The organism is Acidobacteriota bacterium (assembly GCA_020853395.1).
Taxonomy (GTDB): domain Bacteria; phylum Acidobacteriota; class Vicinamibacteria; order Vicinamibacterales; family SCN-69-37; genus JADYYY01.
Map to the genome: position 1 here is coordinate 79,441 of JADYYY010000007.1, position 18,393 is coordinate 97,833.

General features: G+C 69.8%; 19 protein-coding genes. All 19 read right to left on the reverse strand.

Annotated elements, in window-relative coordinates; translation table 11 throughout:
- Positions 1 to 80: 80 nt before the first annotated feature.
- Entirely contained in the window at positions 81 to 731 is a 651-nt protein-coding gene (locus IT184_06100) for an OmpH family outer membrane protein (protein ID MCC7008369.1), read from the reverse strand.
- Between the two features lie 143 nt (positions 732 to 874).
- Positions 875 to 1,327 (reverse strand): hypothetical protein, encoded by a 453-nt coding sequence (locus tag IT184_06105; GenBank protein MCC7008370.1) that lies wholly within the window; start codon positions 1,325 to 1,327, stop codon positions 875 to 877.
- Positions 1,328 to 1,338: 11 nt separating this feature from the next.
- Positions 1,339 to 3,975, reverse strand: a complete 2,637-nt coding sequence (bamA, locus tag IT184_06110) for an outer membrane protein assembly factor BamA (GenBank protein ID MCC7008371.1) — start codon at positions 3,973 to 3,975, stop codon at positions 1,339 to 1,341.
- Positions 3,976 to 4,076: 101 nt separating this feature from the next.
- Positions 4,077 to 6,521 (reverse strand): ATP-dependent Clp protease ATP-binding subunit, encoded by a 2,445-nt coding sequence (locus tag IT184_06115; GenBank protein MCC7008372.1) that lies wholly within the window; start codon positions 6,519 to 6,521, stop codon positions 4,077 to 4,079.
- A gap of 47 nt (positions 6,522 to 6,568) precedes the next feature.
- Positions 6,569 to 7,246 (reverse strand): ABC transporter ATP-binding protein, encoded by a 678-nt coding sequence (locus IT184_06120; protein MCC7008373.1) that lies wholly within the window; start codon positions 7,244 to 7,246, stop codon positions 6,569 to 6,571.
- Complete coding sequence (locus tag IT184_06125; protein MCC7008374.1) at positions 7,243 to 8,466, reverse strand: ABC transporter permease; 1,224 nt, start codon at positions 8,464 to 8,466, stop codon at positions 7,243 to 7,245. Before IT184_06125 ends, IT184_06120 begins: the two co-directional genes overlap by 4 nt.
- A gap of 26 nt (positions 8,467 to 8,492) precedes the next feature.
- Positions 8,493 to 10,034 carry a lysine--tRNA ligase gene (lysS, locus tag IT184_06130; GenBank protein ID MCC7008375.1) on the reverse strand — a complete coding sequence of 514 codons (1,542 nt, stop codon included), beginning with the start codon at positions 10,032 to 10,034 and terminating at the stop codon, positions 8,493 to 8,495.
- Positions 10,035 to 10,039: 5 nt separating this feature from the next.
- Positions 10,040 to 10,498 carry a transcription antitermination factor NusB gene (gene nusB / locus IT184_06135; GenBank protein MCC7008376.1) on the reverse strand — a complete coding sequence of 153 codons (459 nt, stop codon included), beginning with the start codon at positions 10,496 to 10,498 and terminating at the stop codon, positions 10,040 to 10,042.
- Complete coding sequence (locus tag IT184_06140) at positions 10,495 to 10,953, reverse strand: 6,7-dimethyl-8-ribityllumazine synthase (GenBank protein MCC7008377.1); 459 nt, start codon at positions 10,951 to 10,953, stop codon at positions 10,495 to 10,497. The genes nusB and IT184_06140 overlap by 4 nt, the downstream gene beginning before the upstream one ends.
- A complete protein-coding gene (locus IT184_06145; protein MCC7008378.1) occupies positions 10,950 to 11,732 on the reverse strand; it encodes an enoyl-CoA hydratase/isomerase family protein in 783 nt (260 codons plus the stop codon). The genes IT184_06140 and IT184_06145 overlap by 4 nt, the downstream gene beginning before the upstream one ends.
- A 10-nt stretch (positions 11,733 to 11,742) precedes the next feature.
- Positions 11,743 to 12,084, reverse strand: coding sequence for a VanZ family protein (locus IT184_06150; GenBank protein MCC7008379.1), 342 nt, complete (start codon positions 12,082 to 12,084; stop codon positions 11,743 to 11,745).
- Between the two features lie 38 nt (positions 12,085 to 12,122).
- Positions 12,123 to 12,296, reverse strand: coding sequence for a hypothetical protein (locus IT184_06155; GenBank protein MCC7008380.1), 174 nt, complete (start codon positions 12,294 to 12,296; stop codon positions 12,123 to 12,125).
- The gene (locus tag IT184_06160; GenBank protein ID MCC7008381.1) at positions 12,293 to 12,727 is read right to left on the reverse strand and encodes a hypothetical protein; all 435 of its coding nucleotides are present in this window, start codon (positions 12,725 to 12,727) and stop codon (positions 12,293 to 12,295) included. The genes IT184_06155 and IT184_06160 overlap by 4 nt, the downstream gene beginning before the upstream one ends.
- 11 nt (positions 12,728 to 12,738) lie before the next feature.
- Positions 12,739 to 13,176 (reverse strand): DUF2085 domain-containing protein, encoded by a 438-nt coding sequence (locus IT184_06165; protein ID MCC7008382.1) that lies wholly within the window; start codon positions 13,174 to 13,176, stop codon positions 12,739 to 12,741.
- Between the two features lie 5 nt (positions 13,177 to 13,181).
- Positions 13,182 to 14,078: a carbohydrate kinase family protein gene (locus IT184_06170; protein ID MCC7008383.1), complete on the reverse strand. Its 897-nt coding sequence runs from the start codon at positions 14,076 to 14,078 to the stop codon at positions 13,182 to 13,184.
- Between the two features lie 58 nt (positions 14,079 to 14,136).
- Positions 14,137 to 15,006, reverse strand: coding sequence for an S-methyl-5'-thioadenosine phosphorylase (gene mtnP / locus IT184_06175; protein ID MCC7008384.1), 870 nt, complete (start codon positions 15,004 to 15,006; stop codon positions 14,137 to 14,139).
- A 39-nt stretch (positions 15,007 to 15,045) separates the two neighbouring features.
- A complete protein-coding gene (locus tag IT184_06180; protein MCC7008385.1) occupies positions 15,046 to 15,876 on the reverse strand; it encodes an MBL fold metallo-hydrolase in 831 nt (276 codons plus the stop codon).
- Positions 15,863 to 17,212: a methylmalonyl Co-A mutase-associated GTPase MeaB gene (gene meaB / locus IT184_06185; protein ID MCC7008386.1), complete on the reverse strand. Its 1,350-nt coding sequence runs from the start codon at positions 17,210 to 17,212 to the stop codon at positions 15,863 to 15,865. The genes IT184_06180 and meaB overlap by 14 nt, the downstream gene beginning before the upstream one ends.
- Position 17,213: 1 nt before the next feature.
- Positions 17,214 to 18,359, reverse strand: coding sequence for an acyl-CoA dehydrogenase family protein (locus IT184_06190; GenBank protein MCC7008387.1), 1,146 nt, complete (start codon positions 18,357 to 18,359; stop codon positions 17,214 to 17,216).
- Positions 18,360 to 18,393: the final 34 nt, after the last annotated feature.

The window sequence follows — 18,393 nt, forward strand, 5'->3', positions numbered from 1 at the left end:
CCGCCGCGCGCGGCTACAGACTGTAACCGAAAACGATGGACGAGGTCGGACGGGATGCCCGGCGCGGCGCGAGGCCGGAGCTACTTGACCGCATCGAGCCGCTTGACGACGTCGAGCGACAGGTTGATGCCGGGGTGCACGGCCGCGATGCCCGACCCGTCACCGGCCGTCATCACGAGCCAGAGGTTGCGCTCCTTGCGCATCTGCTCGATGATCGGCAGCACCTTCTCCTGGAACTCGTCGAGCAACTGTTCGTTGAGGTTGTTCAGATCCACCTGCCGCTGCTGTTCGTCGAACTGCGCGGCGCGCGTCAACCGGTCGAGGTCGGCGTTCTTCTGCGCCAACACCTGCGCCGACAGGACGGACTGGCCCGACTGGATCTCCTGCTGCAGCTTCTGGATTTCGCCGTTCTTCGCCGCGCGATCCGCGTTCTGCTTGGTGACGAGCGCCTGGATCCTTTCCTGGCCGGTCTTGCCCAACCGGGATTCCTGCACGACGTACTGCATGTTCACGAACGCGATCTTCGCGTCGGCAGGGAACGGCTCCTGGACGGGAGCCGGCGCGGGTGCCTGGGCCGGCGCGGCGGGCGCCGGCTTTGCGGTCTGCGGCGCCGGGGCGGCCGGTGCCGGAGCGGTGGGCGCCGGACGAGCCGGCGCCTGCTGCGCCGCGGCGCCGGCAGGCGCCGCGATGGCCAGCGCGGTGAGTATCGTTCCGAGGACTGTGCACTTCATCTGCGGCACCTTCACGGCGATCGGCGCCCCTCACCGGGGCCCGCCGCCCGAAATGATCGCTACATCCTATCAGAGGCGCTCGGCCCCGCAGCCCTCCGGCCGGGCCGGCCGGAGACGCCCCGAGACCGCCGCGCGTCCATCCCTCAGTAGTGCTTGATGCCGACCGTGAACGCCACGGGCTCGGTGAGCTGGCCGACGTCGTACACGCGGACGCAGAACTCTCCGGCGCCGTTGGCGTACCCGGCGATGCCGCTCCCCACGCCCGCGTTGTCGTTGAAGAGCGACGGCGCGCCGAACAACTGGCACGACGTGCCGTTCCAGATGCCGAGCCCGACGCCGATGCTCAGCGACGCGTCGGACCGGTTCGGCTGCAGGTCGGCGATGGTGATCGTGATGATCCCGATGTTCGAGACCGTGAAGTTCCGCGTCGCACCGCCGTTGATCGTCAGCGTGCCGGTGAAGTCGGGTTCGCTGACCTCGACCGCGACCGGCGTGGTCGGCGTCAGCGGGTCCTGGGTCCGGTCGCAGCCCGCGAGGACGACGGGGACCGCCAAGAGCAGCACGCCGGCCGCGGCGCGCAAGAACGGGACACGCATGCCATCTCCCATCAGAAGGTCGTGCCGACCGCGAACCGGAACGTGAAGCGCGGCGTCTGCAAACCGTTGTTGTTGATCACGCCGAGCCGCTGCGGGTTGTAGGCCGCGATGAGGCGGAACGGGATGTTGATGAAGGGCACGATGAAGCGCGCCTCGAGGCCGGTCGACGTCCGCGTCGCGCTCACGCGCCCGATCGTCTCGGTGCGGATCGCCCCGATCTCCGTCAGCAGGTTCGACGTCGCGCCGAGGTTCACCAGGATCGGATCGGCCGGCACGAACGTCGCGCGGACCGGCTCCCAGCGCCGGAACGGCTGGCCCACGTCGCGCACCTGCCCGGCGTCGTAGAACGCGAGCACCCGGACCTGTCCGATGTCGATGTAGTACTCGGCGTTGAGCACGACCGACTTGTTGCCGCCGACGAGCACGCCCGAGTACGGGTCGCGCGGCGAGATGCTGCGCAGATCGTAGCCGCGGATGTTGTACTCGCCGCCGAGGAACACCTTCTCGAAGATCGGCAGCGACGTCGTCGTGCCGTAGGGGCGGATGTACTGCGTCTGGGCCCGCAAGCCGAGCGACATCGTCTTCGGCAGCTTGAAGTACCAGATGCCCTCGAGGCTCACCTGGTTGTACGACGTGTTGCCGCCGAGGCCCGCGAAGTCGAACGCGACCGAGTAGCGGCGGCCGGCGGTCGGAAAGATCGGCTGGTTGACGGTGTTGAAGACGAGGCTCGGCGAGACCTTGCTGACCGTCCGCTGACCTCCCTGCCCGATCAGGAGCGAGTCGGCGAGGTACGGATTGAACTGCAGCACCTGCGGGCTCGTGTAGGCCGGGTTCACGTCGAACACCGAGATCTGCTCGTACGAGTAGCCGAGGAAGAGCCGCGTGTAATCGGCGAGCGGCAGACCGAGCACCGCGTTGCCGCCGCTCGACCGCTGCGTGTACTGCCCGATGAACATGTACTGGCGGCTGTGCACGTCGAAGCCGGCGGTGATCGGCCGATCCCAGAGGTACGGCTCGCTGAAGGAGAGTTGGTACTGCCGGGCGCGCGCGCCCTTCTGCAGCGAGATGCCGAGCGTTTCGCCGCGGCCCAGGAAGTTGGAGGTCTGGAACGAGAGCTGGCCGAAGACGCCCTCGAACTGCGAGACGCCGGCGCCGAACGCGATGGAGTTGCGGTTCTGCTCCTCCACCCGCATCTTCACGTCGAGCTTGTCGTCCATGCCCGGCGCGGGCGTGACGTCCATCTCGCCTTCCACGCCCTTGAGCGGCTTGAAGTAGCCGAGCTGGTTGAGACGGCGCACGCTCTCCTTCAACGCCTCGCTGTTGAACACCGCGCCCTCGGCAATCCGCAGCTCGCGCCGGATGACCGGATCGCGCGTCGTGTGGTTGCCGACGAAGGTGATGCGGTTCACGAAGAACTGCTTCCCTTCGTTCATCTTGACGTTGATGTCCATGATGGGCGGCGCGCCCTCGGGCAGCTTGCCGGTCTCTTCGTCGACGCCGCGCGGCTTGAGCTCGGGATCCGGCGCCCACTGGTAGTAGCCGAAGGCCCCGTAGAGCTCCTTGAGCTTCTCGAATCCCTGCCGCAGCTTCTTCAGGCTGTAGATGTCGCCTTCCTTGAGCTCGAAGAACGGCCGCAGGCCTTCGCCGCGAAGCGCCTTGGCCTCGGTGATCGTGAACTCACCCACGCGGAACTGCGGCCCTTCCTCGACCGGCACGCGCAGCCGGATCCACCGCGTCTTGCCGTCGGCCGTGACCTCGAGCGTCTCGATCTGCGGCGAGCCGATCTGCGCCCCGGCATACCCGCGATCCCGGTAGTACTCGCCCAGCTTCTCGGCGTCCTCCGCGAACTTGTCCTCGCGGTACTGCCCGCCGCCGACGAGAATCAGGATCCGCGAGCGCGGCCGGTTCTCCTTCAACTGGCCGCGCAGATCATCGTCGGTGATCGCCTTGTTGCCGTCGAAGACGACCTCACGCAGCCGCACCTTCGGCCCTTCGCGGATGTTGAAGCGAAGATCGACCAGCTTGCTGCCGCCCGCCACCTCGCGCATCGTCGGCTCGACGATCGCGTCGTTGTACCCCTGCTCCGCGTAGAGCTCGCGGATGACGCCGACGACCTTGCGGATCGTGGCCTCGTCGACGAACGTGTCGAGGCTGATCTCGAGGTTCCGTTCTTTCAACGTGCTGTCGATCTTCGACACGTCCACCCGGAGCTTGGCGCCCGGCCCCACCGGCGCGTAGTCGACGGCCTTGACGCGGTTGCGCTCCTCGATGTGGAAGATGACGTGCTTGCCCTGGATGCCGTTGTCGTACGGCTCGTCGAGCACCTCGATCCAGAGGTTCTCGAGGAAGTTGGTCTTCCAGAGGCTGTTGAAGTCGGCGAGGATCGACTCCTCGTTGTAGGGCACCCACCGGTCGTTCGCGGAGTCGGGCTGCGGCGTGCGGATGTAGAAGGCGTAGGTCTGGCCGTCGACGAGCGTCTCGTTGACCGGGTGCGCGACGATCTCCATGCAGCGCAGCAGCACCGGCGAGCCGGCGGGCGGCTGCTTGGCCGGCGGCGGACAGGGCTGCACCTGCGCCATGGCCGGGCCGGCCCAGGCCAGCGTCAAGACGAACCCAGCAGCCCGCAGCAACATCAATATTCGGGCCATCGCCCAATCCTGGCGCATTTCATCGCCGTCGCACCGGGATGGCACACGCGCCCCGCCGGGTGCGCGAGCGACCCGCCTTCATAGCCACGAATCATGACGAGTTAGACGGTCACCGCCAGACGCCGGCCGGCGTCGGTCTGACCCGCGGATCGCCAGGCCAGCGTCCCGTGGTCCATGTAGATCTCGATGACGCCGCTGCGCAACTGGCCGCGAATCAGCTCCTCGGACAGCGGATCCTCGATGTACCGCTGGATCGCCCGGCGGAGCGGCCGGGCACCGTACGAGCGGTCGCGGCACGTGGCGTCGATGATCCAGTCCACCACGTCGGGCAGCACCTCGACGCGCAATTGGCGGTCTGCCAGATGCTGGTTCAGCGTGCTGATCAGCAGCAGCGTGATCTGGCGCAGGTCGTCGTCCGACAGCGGATCGAAGACGATGAGCTCGTCGACGCGGTTGATGAACTCGGGGTTGAAGGTGCGGCGCACCTCGCCGAGGACCATGTCGGTCACCGACTTCTGGATCTCGCGCGTATCCGGCGTCTGGAACCCCATCGACGCCTTCTTCTGGATGAAGCGCGCGCCGATGTTCGACGTCATGATCACGATGGTGTTCTTGAAGTTCACCCGGTTCCCGAGGCCATCCGTCAAATGGCCGTCTTCGAACACCTGCAGCAGGATATTGAAAAGGTCCGGGTGCGCCTTCTCGATCTCGTCGAGCAGCACGACCGAGTACGGATTGCGCTTCACCTTTTCGGTCAACTGCCCGCCTTCTTCGTGACCGACGTAGCCGGGCGGCGATCCGATCAACTTCGAGACGGAGTGCTTCTCCATGTACTCCGACATGTCGAAGCGGATGAGCGCATGGTCGCTGCCGAACAGGAAGTTCGCGAGCGCCCTGGCCAGCTCCGTCTTCCCCACGCCGGTCGGTCCCAGGAAGATGAAGCTGCCGACCGGGCGCTGGGGGTTCTTCAATCCGGCGCGGGAGCGGCGGATGGCTCGCGACAGCGCGGAAATCGCCTTCTCCTGGCTGATCACGCGCCGGTGGAGCTCGTCCTCCATGCGGAGCAGCTTGCCGCCCTCGTCCTCGGTCACCGACATCAACGGCACGCCGGTCCAGTTCGAGACGACCTCGTCGATCTCCTGCTTGCCGATGGCGACGCGGCTGGCCTGCGACTTGACGTCCATCCGCTCCCGGACGACCTGGAGCGACTCGCGCGCCTGCACTTCCTGGTCGCGGTACAGCCAGGCCTTCTCGATGTTGCGATCCGTGATCGCGCCGTCCATGTTCTCGACGGCGGTGCGGACGATGCGGCTGAGCTCGCCGATTTCGGCCGATAGCTCGGCGTCGCGCAGCTTGGCCCGCGCACCGGCTTCGTCGATGAGGTCGATCGCCTTGTCGGGCAGGAACCGGTCGGTGATGTAGCGGCTCGACTGGTACACGGCCGCCTCGATGGCGTCGGACGAGTACTCGACGTGGTGGAACGCCTCGTACCGATCCTTGATGCCCATCAGCACCTGGACGGTCTCCTTCTCGCTCGGCGGATCCACCTTGACCGCCTGGAAGCGGCGCTCGAGCGATCGATCCTTTTCGATGTACTTCCGGTACTCGGCGGGCGTCGTCGCGCCGATGCAGCGGATCTCGCCACGCGAGAGCGCCGGCTTCAGGATGTTGGCCGCGTCGAGCGACCCCTCGGCCGACCCGGCGCCGACGAGCGTGTGCAGCTCATCGATGAACACGATGATGTTCGGGTTCTCGATGAGCTCCTTCATGATCGCCTTGAGCCGCTCCTCGAACTGGCCGCGGTACTTGGTGCCGGCGACGATGAGCGAGATGTCGAGCGCCAGCACCCGCTTGTCGGCCAGGAAGTGCGGCACGTCGCCGCAGGCGATCTTCTGGGCGAGCCCCTCGACGATGGCGGTCTTGCCGACGCCGGGCTCGCCGATGAGCACGGCGTTGTTCTTGGTGCGGCGGCACAACACCTGCTGGACCCGTTCGAGCTCTGGCGCGCGGCCGACGAGCGGGTCGAGCTGGTTTTTCATCGCGGCCTCGCTCAGGTCGCGGCTGAACTCCGCCAGCAGCGGCGTCTCCTTCGGGCGGGACGGCGCCGTCTTCTCGTTGAGCAACTGGACGATGTCTTCGCGCACGGCGGCCAGCCGCATGCCCTTGTCGTACAGGATGGCGGCCGCGACCGACCGTTCTTCGCGCAGGATGCCGAGCAGCAGGTGCTCGGTGCCGATGTAGGTGTGCAGCAGCCGATCGGCTTCCTCGGCCGCGAACTGCAGCACGCGCTTGGTCTCGGGGCTGAACGGAATCTCGACCGAGGTCGACACCTTCTCGCGAAAGACCGTCCGGCCCTCGATTTCCTTCCGGATGCTCTCGAGCGACAGGTGCGACCGCGCGAAGATCCGGCTCGTGAGGCCCTTGCCCTCACGGATGAGGCCGAGCAGCAGGTGCTCCGTCTCGATGGACGTGCTTCCCAACTGCGTCGCCTCGTAGCGTGCAAAGAAGAGAACCCGCCGCGCTCGTTCCGTGTAGCGTTCAAACATTCAAACAGCCGCCTGAAAACGGGGCGTGTAGGCCATTCCCATTCGCATTATACGGCATGTATCCGCCCGCCTTCGAGGCGGACGATGCGGTCGCAGGCGCCGGCCAGCGCGCTGTTGTGGGTCACGAGGACCGACGTGAGGCCGTGCTCGCGGTGCATCTCGCGCATGAGCGCGTGCAGTTCGAGCGCCGTCCGCTCGTCGAGATTGCCCGTCGGCTCGTCGGCGAGCAGGAGCGACGGCCGCGACACGAGCGCGCGCGCCACGGCCACGCGCTGCTGCTCGCCGCCCGAGAGCGCGCCGGGCCGGTGCTCGAGCCGGTCCACCAGGCCGACCCGGTCGAGCAGCGCGGCCGCCCGATCCCGCGCCGCGCGCGGGCTCTCGCCGGCGATGAGCAGCGGCATCGCGACGTTCTCGACGGCGCTGAACTCGGGCAGCAGGTGATGGAACTGGAACACGAACCCGACGTGCCGGTTCCGAAACGCGACCCGCTCGCCGTCGTTCATCTGATCGATGCGATGCTCCCCGATCTGGACGCTGCCGGCGTCGAGCGTGTCGAGCCCGCCGATCACGTGGAGCAGCGTGCTCTTCCCCACGCCCGACGCGCCGACGACGGCCAGCATCTCGCCGCGCGGGACGCTGACGTCGATGCCTCGCAGCACGTCGAGCCGCCCGCCGGCGACCCGGTACGATTTGGCGACCCCGCGGACGTCGACGAACGGCGTCATTGGTTGCGCAACGCCTCCGCCGGATCGATCCGGCCGGCCTGCCGCGACGGGTACAGCGTCGCCAGCAGGCACACGCCGACCGCCGACAGCACCACGACCAGCACGTCCATCGGCAGCACCCGGAACGGCAGGTACGTGATCTGGTAGACGTCCGGCGGAAGCTTCACGAGCCGATACCGATCCGCCACGAGGCACACGACGAGACCGCACGCGGTGCCGGCCAGCGTGCCGATCAACCCGATCGTGAGCCCCTGCAGCACGAAGATCCGGCGGATGACAGCCGCCGGCGTGCCCATCGTTCTCAGGATCGCGATATCCCGCGTCTTCTCCATCACCAGGAGGACGAGCGACGCGACGATGTTGAGCGCCGCGACCATGACGATCAGGCCGATCGTGAGCGAGATGGCGATCTTCTCGAGCAGCAGCGCCGAGTAGAGCGGCTGGTTGAGCTGCGTCCAGTCCTGCACGCGGTAGGCGGTGCCGAGCTCCTGCTGCAGCCGCTCGCGCATGGCGGGCGCGCCGGCCATGTCGTCGAGGCGGAGCTGCATCATGTCGGGCCCGTCGATCCCGAGCAGATCGGCCGCCGTCTCGAGCGAGACGAGCGCGTAGCTGTCGTCGATCTCGTAGAACCCGAACGAGAACGTGCCCACGACCGTGAGCGGCCGGGTCCGCGGGATGACGCCGACCAGCGTCGGCGTGAGGTTCGACGTGAAGACGTCCACGGTGTCGCCGGTCGTGACGCCGAGCTCGCGCGCCAGCTCCGCGCCGAGCAACACGCCGTCCAACCGATCGCCCGCGCGAGCCACCGCCTGCAGCGCGCCGTTCGACAGCGACCGGCCGATGTCGGTGACGTCCGGCTCGGTCCGCGGATCGATGCCCTTGATCGTGACGGCCTTCGGCGTCTGTCCGCTCGCCGTCAACAGCCCGAAGCCGACGATCATCGGCGAGGCGCCGCGCACGCCCGGCCGGCGCCAGTGCGCCGGGTCGGCGTCGAGCGGCGGCGGATTCGGATCGTCCTTCGAGATGAAGACGTGCGCGGTGGATCCGACGATGCGGTCGCGCAGCTCCGTCTGGACGCCCGTCATCAGCGCCAGCGCGATGATGAGCGCCATGACGCCGACGCCCACGCCGAGGATCGATACCGCCGAAATCACCGAGATGAACGCCTGGCGTCGGCGGGCCGTGAGGTAGCGACGGGCGACGAACCAGGCGAAGGACATGGCGGCGGCGAGCGGTCGGCGGTCCGCTAAGTCGAGGAGCCGGCGTCCTGCGGCGCGTGCGGCCGCAGGAGCGGAAACAGGATCACGTCGCGAATGGACGGGCTGTTGGTGAGCAGCATGATCAGCCGGTCGATGCCGATGCCTTCCCCGCCGGCCGGCGGCAACCCGTACTCCAGCGCGCGGATGTAGTCCTCGTCCATCTGGTGCGCCTCGGCGTCGCCGGCGGCGCGGTCCTTCAACTGCGCCTCGAACCGGCGCCGCTGCTCCGCCGGATCGTTGAGCTCGCTGAACCCGTTCGCCACCTCGAAGCCGCCGGCATACAGCTCGAAGCGCTCGACGGTGTCGGGATCGTCCGGCCGCTGCTTCGAGAGCGGCGACACCTCGGTCGGAAAGTCGTACACGAACGTCGGCTGGACCAGCCGATCTTCCCATACCCCCTCGAAGATGGTGGTCGCGATCCTGCCCGCGCCGTGCGCGGGCTCGACCGTGAAGCCGAGCGCGCGCGCCACGGCCGCCGCTTTGGCGCGATCGCGCAGGTCGTCGGCCGTCACGCCTTCCCCGTGCGCGGCATCGCCGCGCAGCCGCTCGGTGGCCGCCTCGGCCGCCGCGTGCCGCAGCGACAGCCGGCGGTACGGCGCGGCGAACGACAGCACGTGCTCGCCGAACGGCACCTCCAGCCGGCCGGTCACCTCCTCGACGATCGCGGGCAGCAAGTGCTCGGTGAACCGCATCAGGTGCTCGTAGTTCACGTAGGCCTCGTAGAACTCGAGCATCGTGAACTCGGGGTTGTGCTGCGTCGAGATCCCCTCGTTTCGGAAGTTGCGGTTGATCTCGTAGACGCGCTCGAAGCCGCCGACGACGAGCCGCTTGAGGTACAGCTCCGGCGCGATCCGCAGGTACAGATCGAGATCGAGCGCGTTGTGGTGCGTCATGAACGGGCGCGCCAGCGCGCCGCCGGCGATCGGCTGCATCATCGGCGTCTCGACCTCGACGAACCCGCGCTCGTCCAGGAACCGGCGAATCGCGGCGACGACGCGGCCGCGCGTCTCGAACACACGCCGCGACGCCGGGTTGACGATGAGATCGAGGTAACGCTGCCGATAGCGGGTCTCGATATCGGTGAGCCCGTGCCACTTCTCGGGCAGCGGGAGCAGGCACTTGGCCAGCAGCTCGATCCGATCGGCCCAGATCGTCAGCTCGTCGGTCTTCGTCCGGAACAGGCGCCCCGACACGCCGACGTGATCGCCGAAATCGAGGAGCTTGAAGACCTGGAAGCTCCGCGCGTCGACCGAGTCGGCCCGCACGTAGACCTGCAGCCGCTCGAGGCCGTCGGACAGAACGAGGAAGTTCGCCTTGCCGAAGCTCCGGATCCCGAGGATCCGGCCGGCGACGGCGACGATCGGCCGGGCGGCCTCGAGCGCCTCGCCGCTCGTCCGGCCATGCTCGCGCACGACGGTCGCGATCGTGGCCGTGCGCTCGAAGCCGGTCGGATACGCGGGGACGCCGAGGTCCTGCATCTCACGCAGCTTCGCGAGCCGTTGGGCGTACTGTTCCTGTTCGCTGGACATGGCGGCTAGCTCGACTCGGCCGGGCGGGTACTCCCGCCGGCGTCGAGGGTTTTCAGAATGGCATCGAGCACGCCGTTGACGAAGCGCACGGACTCGTCGGTCCCGAAGCGCCGCGCCAGCTCGATGGCCTCGTTCAGAATCACGGGCGCCGGCGTGTCGCCCCGGTGTGCGAGCTCCCACGTCCCGATCCGGAGGATCAGGCGATCGATCACGGCGAGCCGCTCCAGCCGCCAGTGCCGGGTGTGGCGCTCGATGAGGGCGTCGATCCCGCCGATCTCGGTGACGGTCCCGAGCACGATGGTGCTCGCGAACTCGACCACCTCGGCCGGAGCCGCCGGCGCGTGCTCCTGGAAGTACGCGCCGATCGCCTCGCGCGGATCGGCCTGGCCCACTTCCCAGAAGTACAGGATGCGCAATGCGGCTTCGCGCGCCTGTCGGCGCGGCGCGTTCGGCTCGGATCTCACGACGGGCCCGGTCCGTTCGGCCCGGCAATCGCCCGGTACAGATCGATCATCGCGAGGGCCGCGGCCGCCGCTTCCCGCCCTTTGTTCATGGGGCCGCTGCTCGATCGGGCGATCGCCTCTTCCACCGTGTTGGTCGTGAGCAGGCCGAACGTCACCGGCACGCCGGTCGCCTGCGCGGCGTGCATGATGCCGTGCGCCGCGGCCTGCGCGATGTAGTCGAAGTGCGGCGTCTCGCCGCGAATCAGGCAGCCGAGGCACACGACCGCATCGACCGTCCCGCTGCCAGCGACGCGCCTGGCCGCCTGGGCGAGCTCGTACGCGCCCGGCACGGCCAGCCGATCGATCCGGTCGTCGGACCAGCCCGCTTCCTGCAGCACGGCGCGCGCGCCGGCCTCCAGGCCGTGGGTCACGAACGTGTGGTATTCCGACACGACGAGCGCGACGCGCGGGGTCATCGGCCGCGGTACTCCGGACGACGCCGATCGAGAAACGCAGAAACGCCTTCGCGCATGTCGTCGGTCGCGCACACGAGACCGAAGAGCGTCGCCTCGTGATCGCGGGCGACGTCGGCCGGCATCTCCAGGCCGGCGGCGACCGCCTCCAGCAGGTAGCGCATCGCGAGCCTCGGCTGCGCCGCCAGCGACATCGCGAGCGCGTGCGCGGCGCTCCGCAGGTCGCCCGCTGGCACGACCCGGTTGACGAGCCCGACGCGCCAGGCTTCGTCGGCGGCGATCGGCTCACCGGTGAGCAGCAGCTCGAGCGCGGTGCCGCGGCCGACGAGCCGCGGCAGGCGCACCGTCGCGCCGTAACCGGGAATCAGGCCGAGCCCGATCTCCGGCTGGCCGAACGTCGCGCCCATCGACGCCAGCCGCAGCGCGCACGCGAGCGCCAGCTCGCAGCCCCCGCCGAGGGCCAGGCCGTTGATCGCCGCGATCACGGGCATGCGCAGCCGCTCGATCCGGGTGAACACGGCGTGCGCGCGCCTGGCCCGCACGTGCGCGCCGGCCGGGCCGTCCTGCACGATCTCGCGAAGGTCGGCGCCGGCGGAGAACGCCCGATCGCCGGCCCCGGTGAGCACGACGGCACCGATCGACGCGTCGGCGTCGGCGTCCGCCAGCGCGTCGTCGAGCTCCTCGATCATCCGCGCATTGAGCGCGTTCAGGACGGTCGGTCGGTTGAGGACGATGGTCAGGACGCTGCCGTCGCGCTCGACGAGCAGGTACTCGTGGGCCATTCGCGGGAAATTATACTGCGCGCGCCGAACGGGTCAGGACGCGCGCGATCGCCGCGAGCACGAGCACGGCCGCCGACGCGCCGCTCACGTCCGCGACCCAGTCGTCGAACGACGTCGAGCGCCCCGGCACGAACGCCTGGTGGAGCTCGTCGAACACGCCGTAGGCAGCCGCGCCGGCGATCGCCAGCAGCCCGCTGCGCCAGCCGACGCCGGCCCAGCGCACGTTCGACGTGCCCCAGAGCAGCAGCGCGGCCAGCACCGCGTACGCCGCGAAGTGCGCAGTCTTGTCCGATACGTCGCCCGGCAGGTGTTGGAGGTTGGGAATGCTCGACGTGCCGAAGATCAGCGCCATTTGCAGGAGCGCCGGCCCCCAGCGCCAGAGCCGGCCGTTCATCCGAACACTCCGTACATCACCCACCCGAGCACGAACGCCCCGGCGACGAGCCCGGCGAAGATCCGCAGGCCGAGCCGCATCTGCTCGCGGCCGCCGTCGCGCATGAGCGTCGCGAACACGATCGCGACGCACGCCGCGAAGATCAGCATCAGGCCGGCGTGCGACGTCACGATTTGCGTCCGGTCGCGAGGTCGACCGCGTCGAGCACGACGAGCGCGTTCAACAGCCCGGCGGCGATGAGAAAGGTGTTCCCGTATTCGTACGACGCGGCGACCAGGTCGCCGGCGCCCCATCCGCCGAACGCGGCCGCGAGCCTGGGCAGGCCGAGCCCGTACTCGGCGAGCCCGGCGAGGAACACGAGCACGTCGCCCGGCTGCAACGGAAAGAGGCGGCCGCCGCAGGCGAGGCCGATCCCGAACATGGCGAGGAGCACGACGAAGAACACCGCGCCCTTGGCCACGTGCCCCTGCCAGACGTGCGCCGCGCCGGGCACGAGCCACGCGACGACCGAGACGACCGCCACAGCGGGACGCGCGCTCGCGGCAACGCCGGCGGCGTGACGCCGGTCCGTCGCGGCGCCGGATTTCGGATCGGACGGCATTGGTAGTCAGTCTATCCGATTGCTTCGCCCGCCCCGGCGAGCGCCGACACGAGCGCGACGACGATCGCCGCGCCGGCCGGGATCGCGGCGACGGCGCGCAGCTCGTTCGACACGGGAGCGCCCGCCCACTCCGCCACGATCGTGAGCGCCGACGGCACGCACGCCGCGGCCAGCACCGTCACGGCGCGGCGGCGCAGCCGCCGCGCCAACGTCAAAGCGAACGGCACGATCGCCATGCCGCCCAGATAGCCGCCCGCACAGCGCGCGCACACCGGCCATCGCACGCCGGCCACCTGGAACGATCGGTCCGGCCGCTGGTGACAAACACGCGACGCTGCGAGGTAGACGACGGCTGACCATGGGCGTGGGCCAACCGTGACGTGCCCGGCCAGCGCGGCGCCGAGCAGCAGCGGCCACGCGATCGCCGCGGCCAGGATCCAGCTCGTCACGGCGGTCAGGCCAGCCGGAGCGGCCCGAAGTGCTCCTCGTAGCGCGCGCGGAACTCGTCCCACGTGTACGCGTGGCTCTGGCCGCCGAGGTGCTCGAGCGTGTAGGTCGCCGCCACGCTGCCGATCCGGGCGCAGACGTCGGCCGGCGCCTGGTGCACGAGCCCCTTCATGAAGCCGGCGCGGAACGCATCTCCGACGCCGGTTGGATCCACCACCTGCGTCGGCGGCACGGCCGGCACGTCGACGCGGCGGCCGTGACCGATGACCGTCGAGCCGTGCTCCCCTCGCGTCACGACCAGCGTCGTCGCGCGCTCGAGGACGTCGGTCTCGCCGAGGCCGGTCTTCTCTTTCAGGATCTCGAACTCGTAGTCGTTGCAGATGAGCATGTGCGCACCGGTCAGCCCGTCGACGAGCTCGGGCCCGGACATCCGCGCGCACTGCTGCCCGGGGTCGAAGATGAACCGCAGGCCCATGGACCGGCTCTCCTCGGCGTACTGCGTCATCGCGCCAGGGTCGTTCGGCGAGATGATGACGAGGTCCGCGTGCCCTGCCGTGCGGAACGACAGCTCGCCGGCGTGCGCCATCGCGCCGGTGTAGAACGACGCGATCTGGTTGTTGCGCACGTCGGTGCTGCAGAAGAACGACGCCGTGAACTTGCCCGGCACCTCCCGCACGAGCGACGTGTCGACGCCGGCCGCCTCGAGCCACTGCCGGTAGTCGCCGAAGTCCTGGCCCGCCGTGCCCATGAGCGACGGCCGCTCGCCGAGCAGCGCGAGGTTGTAGGCGATGTTCGGCGCGCACCCGCCCCGGCGCTTGTCCATCGAGTCCACGAGGAAGCTCAGGCTCACCCTGGTCAGATGCTCCGGCAACAGGTGATCCGTGAACGTCCCGGGGAAGGACATCAGGTAGTCGAAGGCGATCGAGCCGGTGACGATGATGCGCGGGTGCAGACCAGGCACGTTACGCTCCCAGGTACTTGGCGACGAGCGGCCGCAGCCTCTCCTTCGTCGCGGCCGGAATCACGTCGCGCCGGGTGATGATCGCCGCCTCGAGCGCGCGCGCGCACTCGCACTGGCGCGCGATCGGCAGCGCCTCGACGGCGTTGGCGATCACGCGCTGCGCCATCGCGGCGTTCGCCGTGAGGTTCGCGACGATCATGTCGACCGTGACCGCGTCGTGGTCGGGATGCCAGCAGTCGTAGTCGGTGACGAGCGCGAGCGTCGTGTAGCAGATCTCCGCCTCGCGCGCGAGCTTCGCTTCCTGCAGGTTCGTCATCCCGATGATGTCGAAGCCCGACGCGCGGTAGTGGTTCGACTCGGCGACGGTCGAGAACTGCGGCCCTTCCATGCAGACGTAGGTGCCGCCGCGGTGCACGGTGCCGCCGGCCCGCACGGCCGCACGGTGGAGCACGTCGCTCAACGGCGCGCAGAACGGGTGCGCGAAGGCCACGTGCGCCACGAGCCCGTCGCCGAAGAACGTGCTGGCGCGCCCGCGCGTGCGGTCGTAGAACTGGTCGGGCACGACCAGATCCTGCGGCCGGTAGTCGTCGCGCAGGCTGCCGACCGCGCTCGCCGACAGGATCCACTCCACGCCGAGCGTCTTGAACCCGTAGATGTTCGCGCGGTAGTTGATCTCCGATGGAAGCAGCCGGTGCCCCCCGCCGTGCCGGGCGAGGAATGCCACGCGGCGTCCGCGCAGCGTGGCCGTGACGTAGGGGCCGGACGGATCGCCGAACGGCGTCGTCACGACGCGCGCGTCGCGGTCCACGAGCTCGGCCATGTCGTACAGGCCGCTGCCGCCGATGATGCCGATGCCGATGGTCGAGGACATGAACGTGTGCCGATGGTCTCGCCGGATCGCCGGCGGGCGTCAGAGCGGGTCCACCCGCTTCCTGCCGTGCTCGATCGTGATGCGACCCGCCGTCAGGACGGGATCGTGCTCGAAGAAGATAACGTACTCGCGCGCGGCCGCCTCGGCCACGAACCGTTTCTTGAAGTGCAGGGTGTCGACCGGATAGAGGTCGTACCCCATGATCCAGGCGTCGTCGACGTGCGCGGCCGTGGGCAGAAGGTCCGCGGCGAAGATGGCCGTCTCCCCGCCCGACTCGAGGCGGACGATCTGATGGTGCATCGTGTGCCCGCCCGTGCGCCACACGCTGATGCCCGGCAGCACGTCGCCGTCGTGGTCGACGAAGTCGACGAGGCCAGCTTCGAGCAGCGGCACGTAGTTCTCCGACAGGTAGCTCGCCCGGTTCCGCTCGTGCGGGTGCGTCGCGTCGTCCCACTCGCCGCGGCGGATGACGTACCGCGCCTTGGGGAACGCCGGCATCAGCACGCCGTCCACCAGTTGCGTGAACCCGCCGGCGTGATCGAAGTGGAGGTGCGTCGCGATCACGACGTCGATGTCGCTCACCGTCAGCCCCGCGGCGGCGAGCGAGAGCGTCAAGTGCTGCGTGCGATCGATCGCGTAGATCTCGATTTCCTTCGCGCCGAGCTTGTCGCCGACGCCGGCGTCGATGAGGACGTTGCGGGTGGGCGTGCGGACGAGCAGCGGCCGGATCGACATCGGGATCCGGTTGCGCGCGTCGGGGGGCGCCCGCCGCTCCCAGAGCGTCTTCGGGATGACACCGAACATCGCGCCGCCGTCGAGGCGGAAGGTGCCGTCGGACAGCGAGACCACGTCGAGCTCACCGATCGTCATGCGCCGGCTCCTTCCCGATGAGCTCGACGAGCACGCCGCCCGCGCTGGCGGGATGGACGAATGCCACGTCGCGCCCGTGCGCGCCGCGACGCGGCGCCCGGTCGATCAGGCGAATACCGCCGGCCTCGAGCCGCCGCAAACAACCCGACAGATCGGCCACGCGGATCGCCACGTGGTGCAGGCCCGGCCCGCGCCGGCGCAGGAACGCGTCGACGGGAGACGCGTTCCCGGCCGGCTCCACGATTTCGATCGACGCCGCGCCTGCGGCGGCGAAGCGCACCCGCACGGCCTGGTCGGGCACGTCCTCGGCCTCGCCGGTCTGGACGCCGACGGCGTCGAGGAACGCGATCACGTCGCGAGCATCGCGCACCGCGACCGCGACGTGGTCCAGCTCGACCGGCGCCGGCGGCGCCGGAGCGGCGCGGCGGATCCACAGGTCGGCCGCATCGCGCGGATCCAGATCCGCCGCCTCGACGCGCCGCGCAAGCTCCTCGAAGAGCGCCGGGTCGAGCGCCGCACGCATCGCTCGCAAGGCGGCGGCCTCCACGGCCTGCCGCGCGCGGCGCATCGCTGGCGGACGGCCGTGCGTCCGCGACCATTCGGCATAGCGGGCGATCGCCTCGACGAGATCCGGCACGCCGGTCCCGTCGGTCGCGATCGTCCGCTCGATCGGCGGCGTCCACCCGTCCTCGCGCGCCGTGCCGAGCGAGAGGGACGCCTGCACCGCGGCCTGCGCGGCCTCCGCCCCTGGCAGGTCCGCCTTGTTGACGACGAACACGTCGGCCACTTCCATGAGGCCCGCTTTGAGCGCCTGGATGTCGTCGCCGGCGCCCGGCGACAGCACCACCACGGTGACGTCCGCCACGCGCCCGACGTCGACCTCGTCCTGGCCCACGCCCACGGTCTCGACGAGGATGACGTCGAAGCCCGCCGCATCGAGCACCAACGCGGCGTCGGCGGCGGTCGCCGGCAGGCCGCCGGCGTCGCCGCGCGTCGCCAAACTGCGGATGAACACGCCGTTGTCGGACGCGTGCGCCTGCATGCGGATGCGGTCGCCGAGCAGGGCGCCGCCTGATAACGGGCTCGTCGGATCCACCGCGAGCACGCCGACCGTCCGATTCGACGAGCGGTACGCCGCGATCAGCCGATCGACGAGCGTGCTCTTGCCGGCCCCGGGCGGCCCCGTGATGCCAACGATCGTCGCGCGGCCGCCCGCGCCGGTGAGAGTCCGCCGCAGCGCGCGAGCCGCCGGCCGCTCGTCGACGACGATCGTGAGCGCGCGGGCGATGGCGCGGGGATCGCGGGCACGCAGCCGATCGAGCATCGCGGCGTCCACGTCAGTGCCCGAGGAGCTGGCGCGCGATGACGAGCCGCTGGATCTCGCTCGTGCCCTCGCCGATCGTGCAGAGCTTGACGTCACGGAAGAGCTTCTCGGCCGGGTAGTCTTTCACGAAGCCGTAGCCGCCGTGGATCTGCACGCACTCCTCGGCGGCGCGCACCGCGGCCTCGCTCGCGTACAGCTTCGCGATCGACGACGCCATCGTCGTGCGATCCGCGTGCGTGTCGCGGAGCCACGCCGCGCGGTAGGTCAGGAGGCGGGCGGCGTCGAGCCGCGTCGCCATGTCGGCCAGCTTCCATCGGATCGCCTGGAACTGGGCGATCGGCCGGCCGAACTGCCGCCGCGTCGTGGCGTACTCGCGCGCGGCCTCGTACGCGCCCTGCGCGAGGCCCACGGCCAGCGCCGCGATGCCGATGCGCCCCGCGTCGAGCACGCGCAGCGTCTGGATGAAGCCCTCGCCTTCCAGGCCGAGCATCGCCGATTCCGGCACCTCGGCGTCGTCGAGGATCACCTCGCTCGTGTCGCTCGCGCGCATGCCCAGCTTGCGCTCCTTGCGTCCCGCGCGCAGGCCCGGCGTGGCGCGGTCCAGCACGAACGCCGAGATGCCGTGGTGCCCGCGCGCCGGATCGGTGACGGCCATGACGACGAGCACGCCGGCGATGCGGCCGTGGGTGATGAACTGTTTCGTGCCCGTCAGGCGCCACCCGCCGGCATCGCGCGCCGCGGACGTGCGCAGGGCGGCCGCGTCGCTGCCCGCCCCCGCCTCGGTGAGCGCCCAGGCGCCGAGCTGATCGCCGCGCACGAGCGGCGGCAGCCAGCGCGCCTTCTGAGCGGCGGATCCGAACATCGACAGGTGCGCGACGGCCAGGCCGTTGTGCGCGGCGACCGACAGCGCCACCGAGGGATCGACGCGCGCGATCTCCTCGAGGCAGATGCAGTAGTCGAGCGCCGACAGGCCGGCGCCTCCGTCCTCCGGCGGCACCTGCATGCCGAGCAGCCCCATCGCGCCGAGCTTCGGGACCAGCTCGGGCGGAAACGCTTCCGCCTCGTCCCACGCCATCACGTGCGGGCGGATCTCCGCTTCGACGAACGCGCGCACCGACTGGCGCAGCAGGTCCTGCTCGGCCGAGGTGCGAAGATCCATGCAGAGGCATGTTACGCCGGCCGATAGACGATCC

Coding starts and splice junctions, on each gene's coding strand:
- IT184_06100 (MCC7008369.1), bottom strand. CDS start 731: ATGAAGTGCACAGTCCTCGGAACGATACTCACCGCGCTGGCCATCGCG.
- IT184_06105 (MCC7008370.1), bottom strand. CDS start 1,327: ATGCGTGTCCCGTTCTTGCGCGCCGCGGCCGGCGTGCTGCTCTTGGCG.
- bamA (MCC7008371.1), bottom strand. CDS start 3,975: ATGGCCCGAATATTGATGTTGCTGCGGGCTGCTGGGTTCGTCTTGACG.
- IT184_06115 (MCC7008372.1), bottom strand. CDS start 6,521: ATGTTTGAACGCTACACGGAACGAGCGCGGCGGGTTCTCTTCTTTGCA.
- IT184_06120 (MCC7008373.1), bottom strand. CDS start 7,246: ATGACGCCGTTCGTCGACGTCCGCGGGGTCGCCAAATCGTACCGGGTC.
- IT184_06125 (MCC7008374.1), bottom strand. CDS start 8,466: ATGTCCTTCGCCTGGTTCGTCGCCCGTCGCTACCTCACGGCCCGCCGA.
- lysS (MCC7008375.1), bottom strand. CDS start 10,034: ATGTCCAGCGAACAGGAACAGTACGCCCAACGGCTCGCGAAGCTGCGT.
- IT184_06140 (MCC7008377.1), bottom strand. CDS start 10,953: ATGACCCCGCGCGTCGCGCTCGTCGTGTCGGAATACCACACGTTCGTG.
- IT184_06145 (MCC7008378.1), bottom strand. CDS start 11,732: ATGGCCCACGAGTACCTGCTCGTCGAGCGCGACGGCAGCGTCCTGACC.
- IT184_06150 (MCC7008379.1), bottom strand. CDS start 12,084: ATGGCGCTGATCTTCGGCACGTCGAGCATTCCCAACCTCCAACACCTG.
- IT184_06160 (MCC7008381.1), bottom strand. CDS start 12,727: ATGCCGTCCGATCCGAAATCCGGCGCCGCGACGGACCGGCGTCACGCC.
- IT184_06170 (MCC7008383.1), bottom strand. CDS start 14,078: ATGTCCTTCCCCGGGACGTTCACGGATCACCTGTTGCCGGAGCATCTG.
- mtnP (MCC7008384.1), bottom strand. CDS start 15,006: ATGTCCTCGACCATCGGCATCGGCATCATCGGCGGCAGCGGCCTGTAC.
- IT184_06180 (MCC7008385.1), bottom strand. CDS start 15,876: ATGACGATCGGTGAGCTCGACGTGGTCTCGCTGTCCGACGGCACCTTC.
- IT184_06190 (MCC7008387.1), bottom strand. CDS start 18,359: ATGGATCTTCGCACCTCGGCCGAGCAGGACCTGCTGCGCCAGTCGGTG.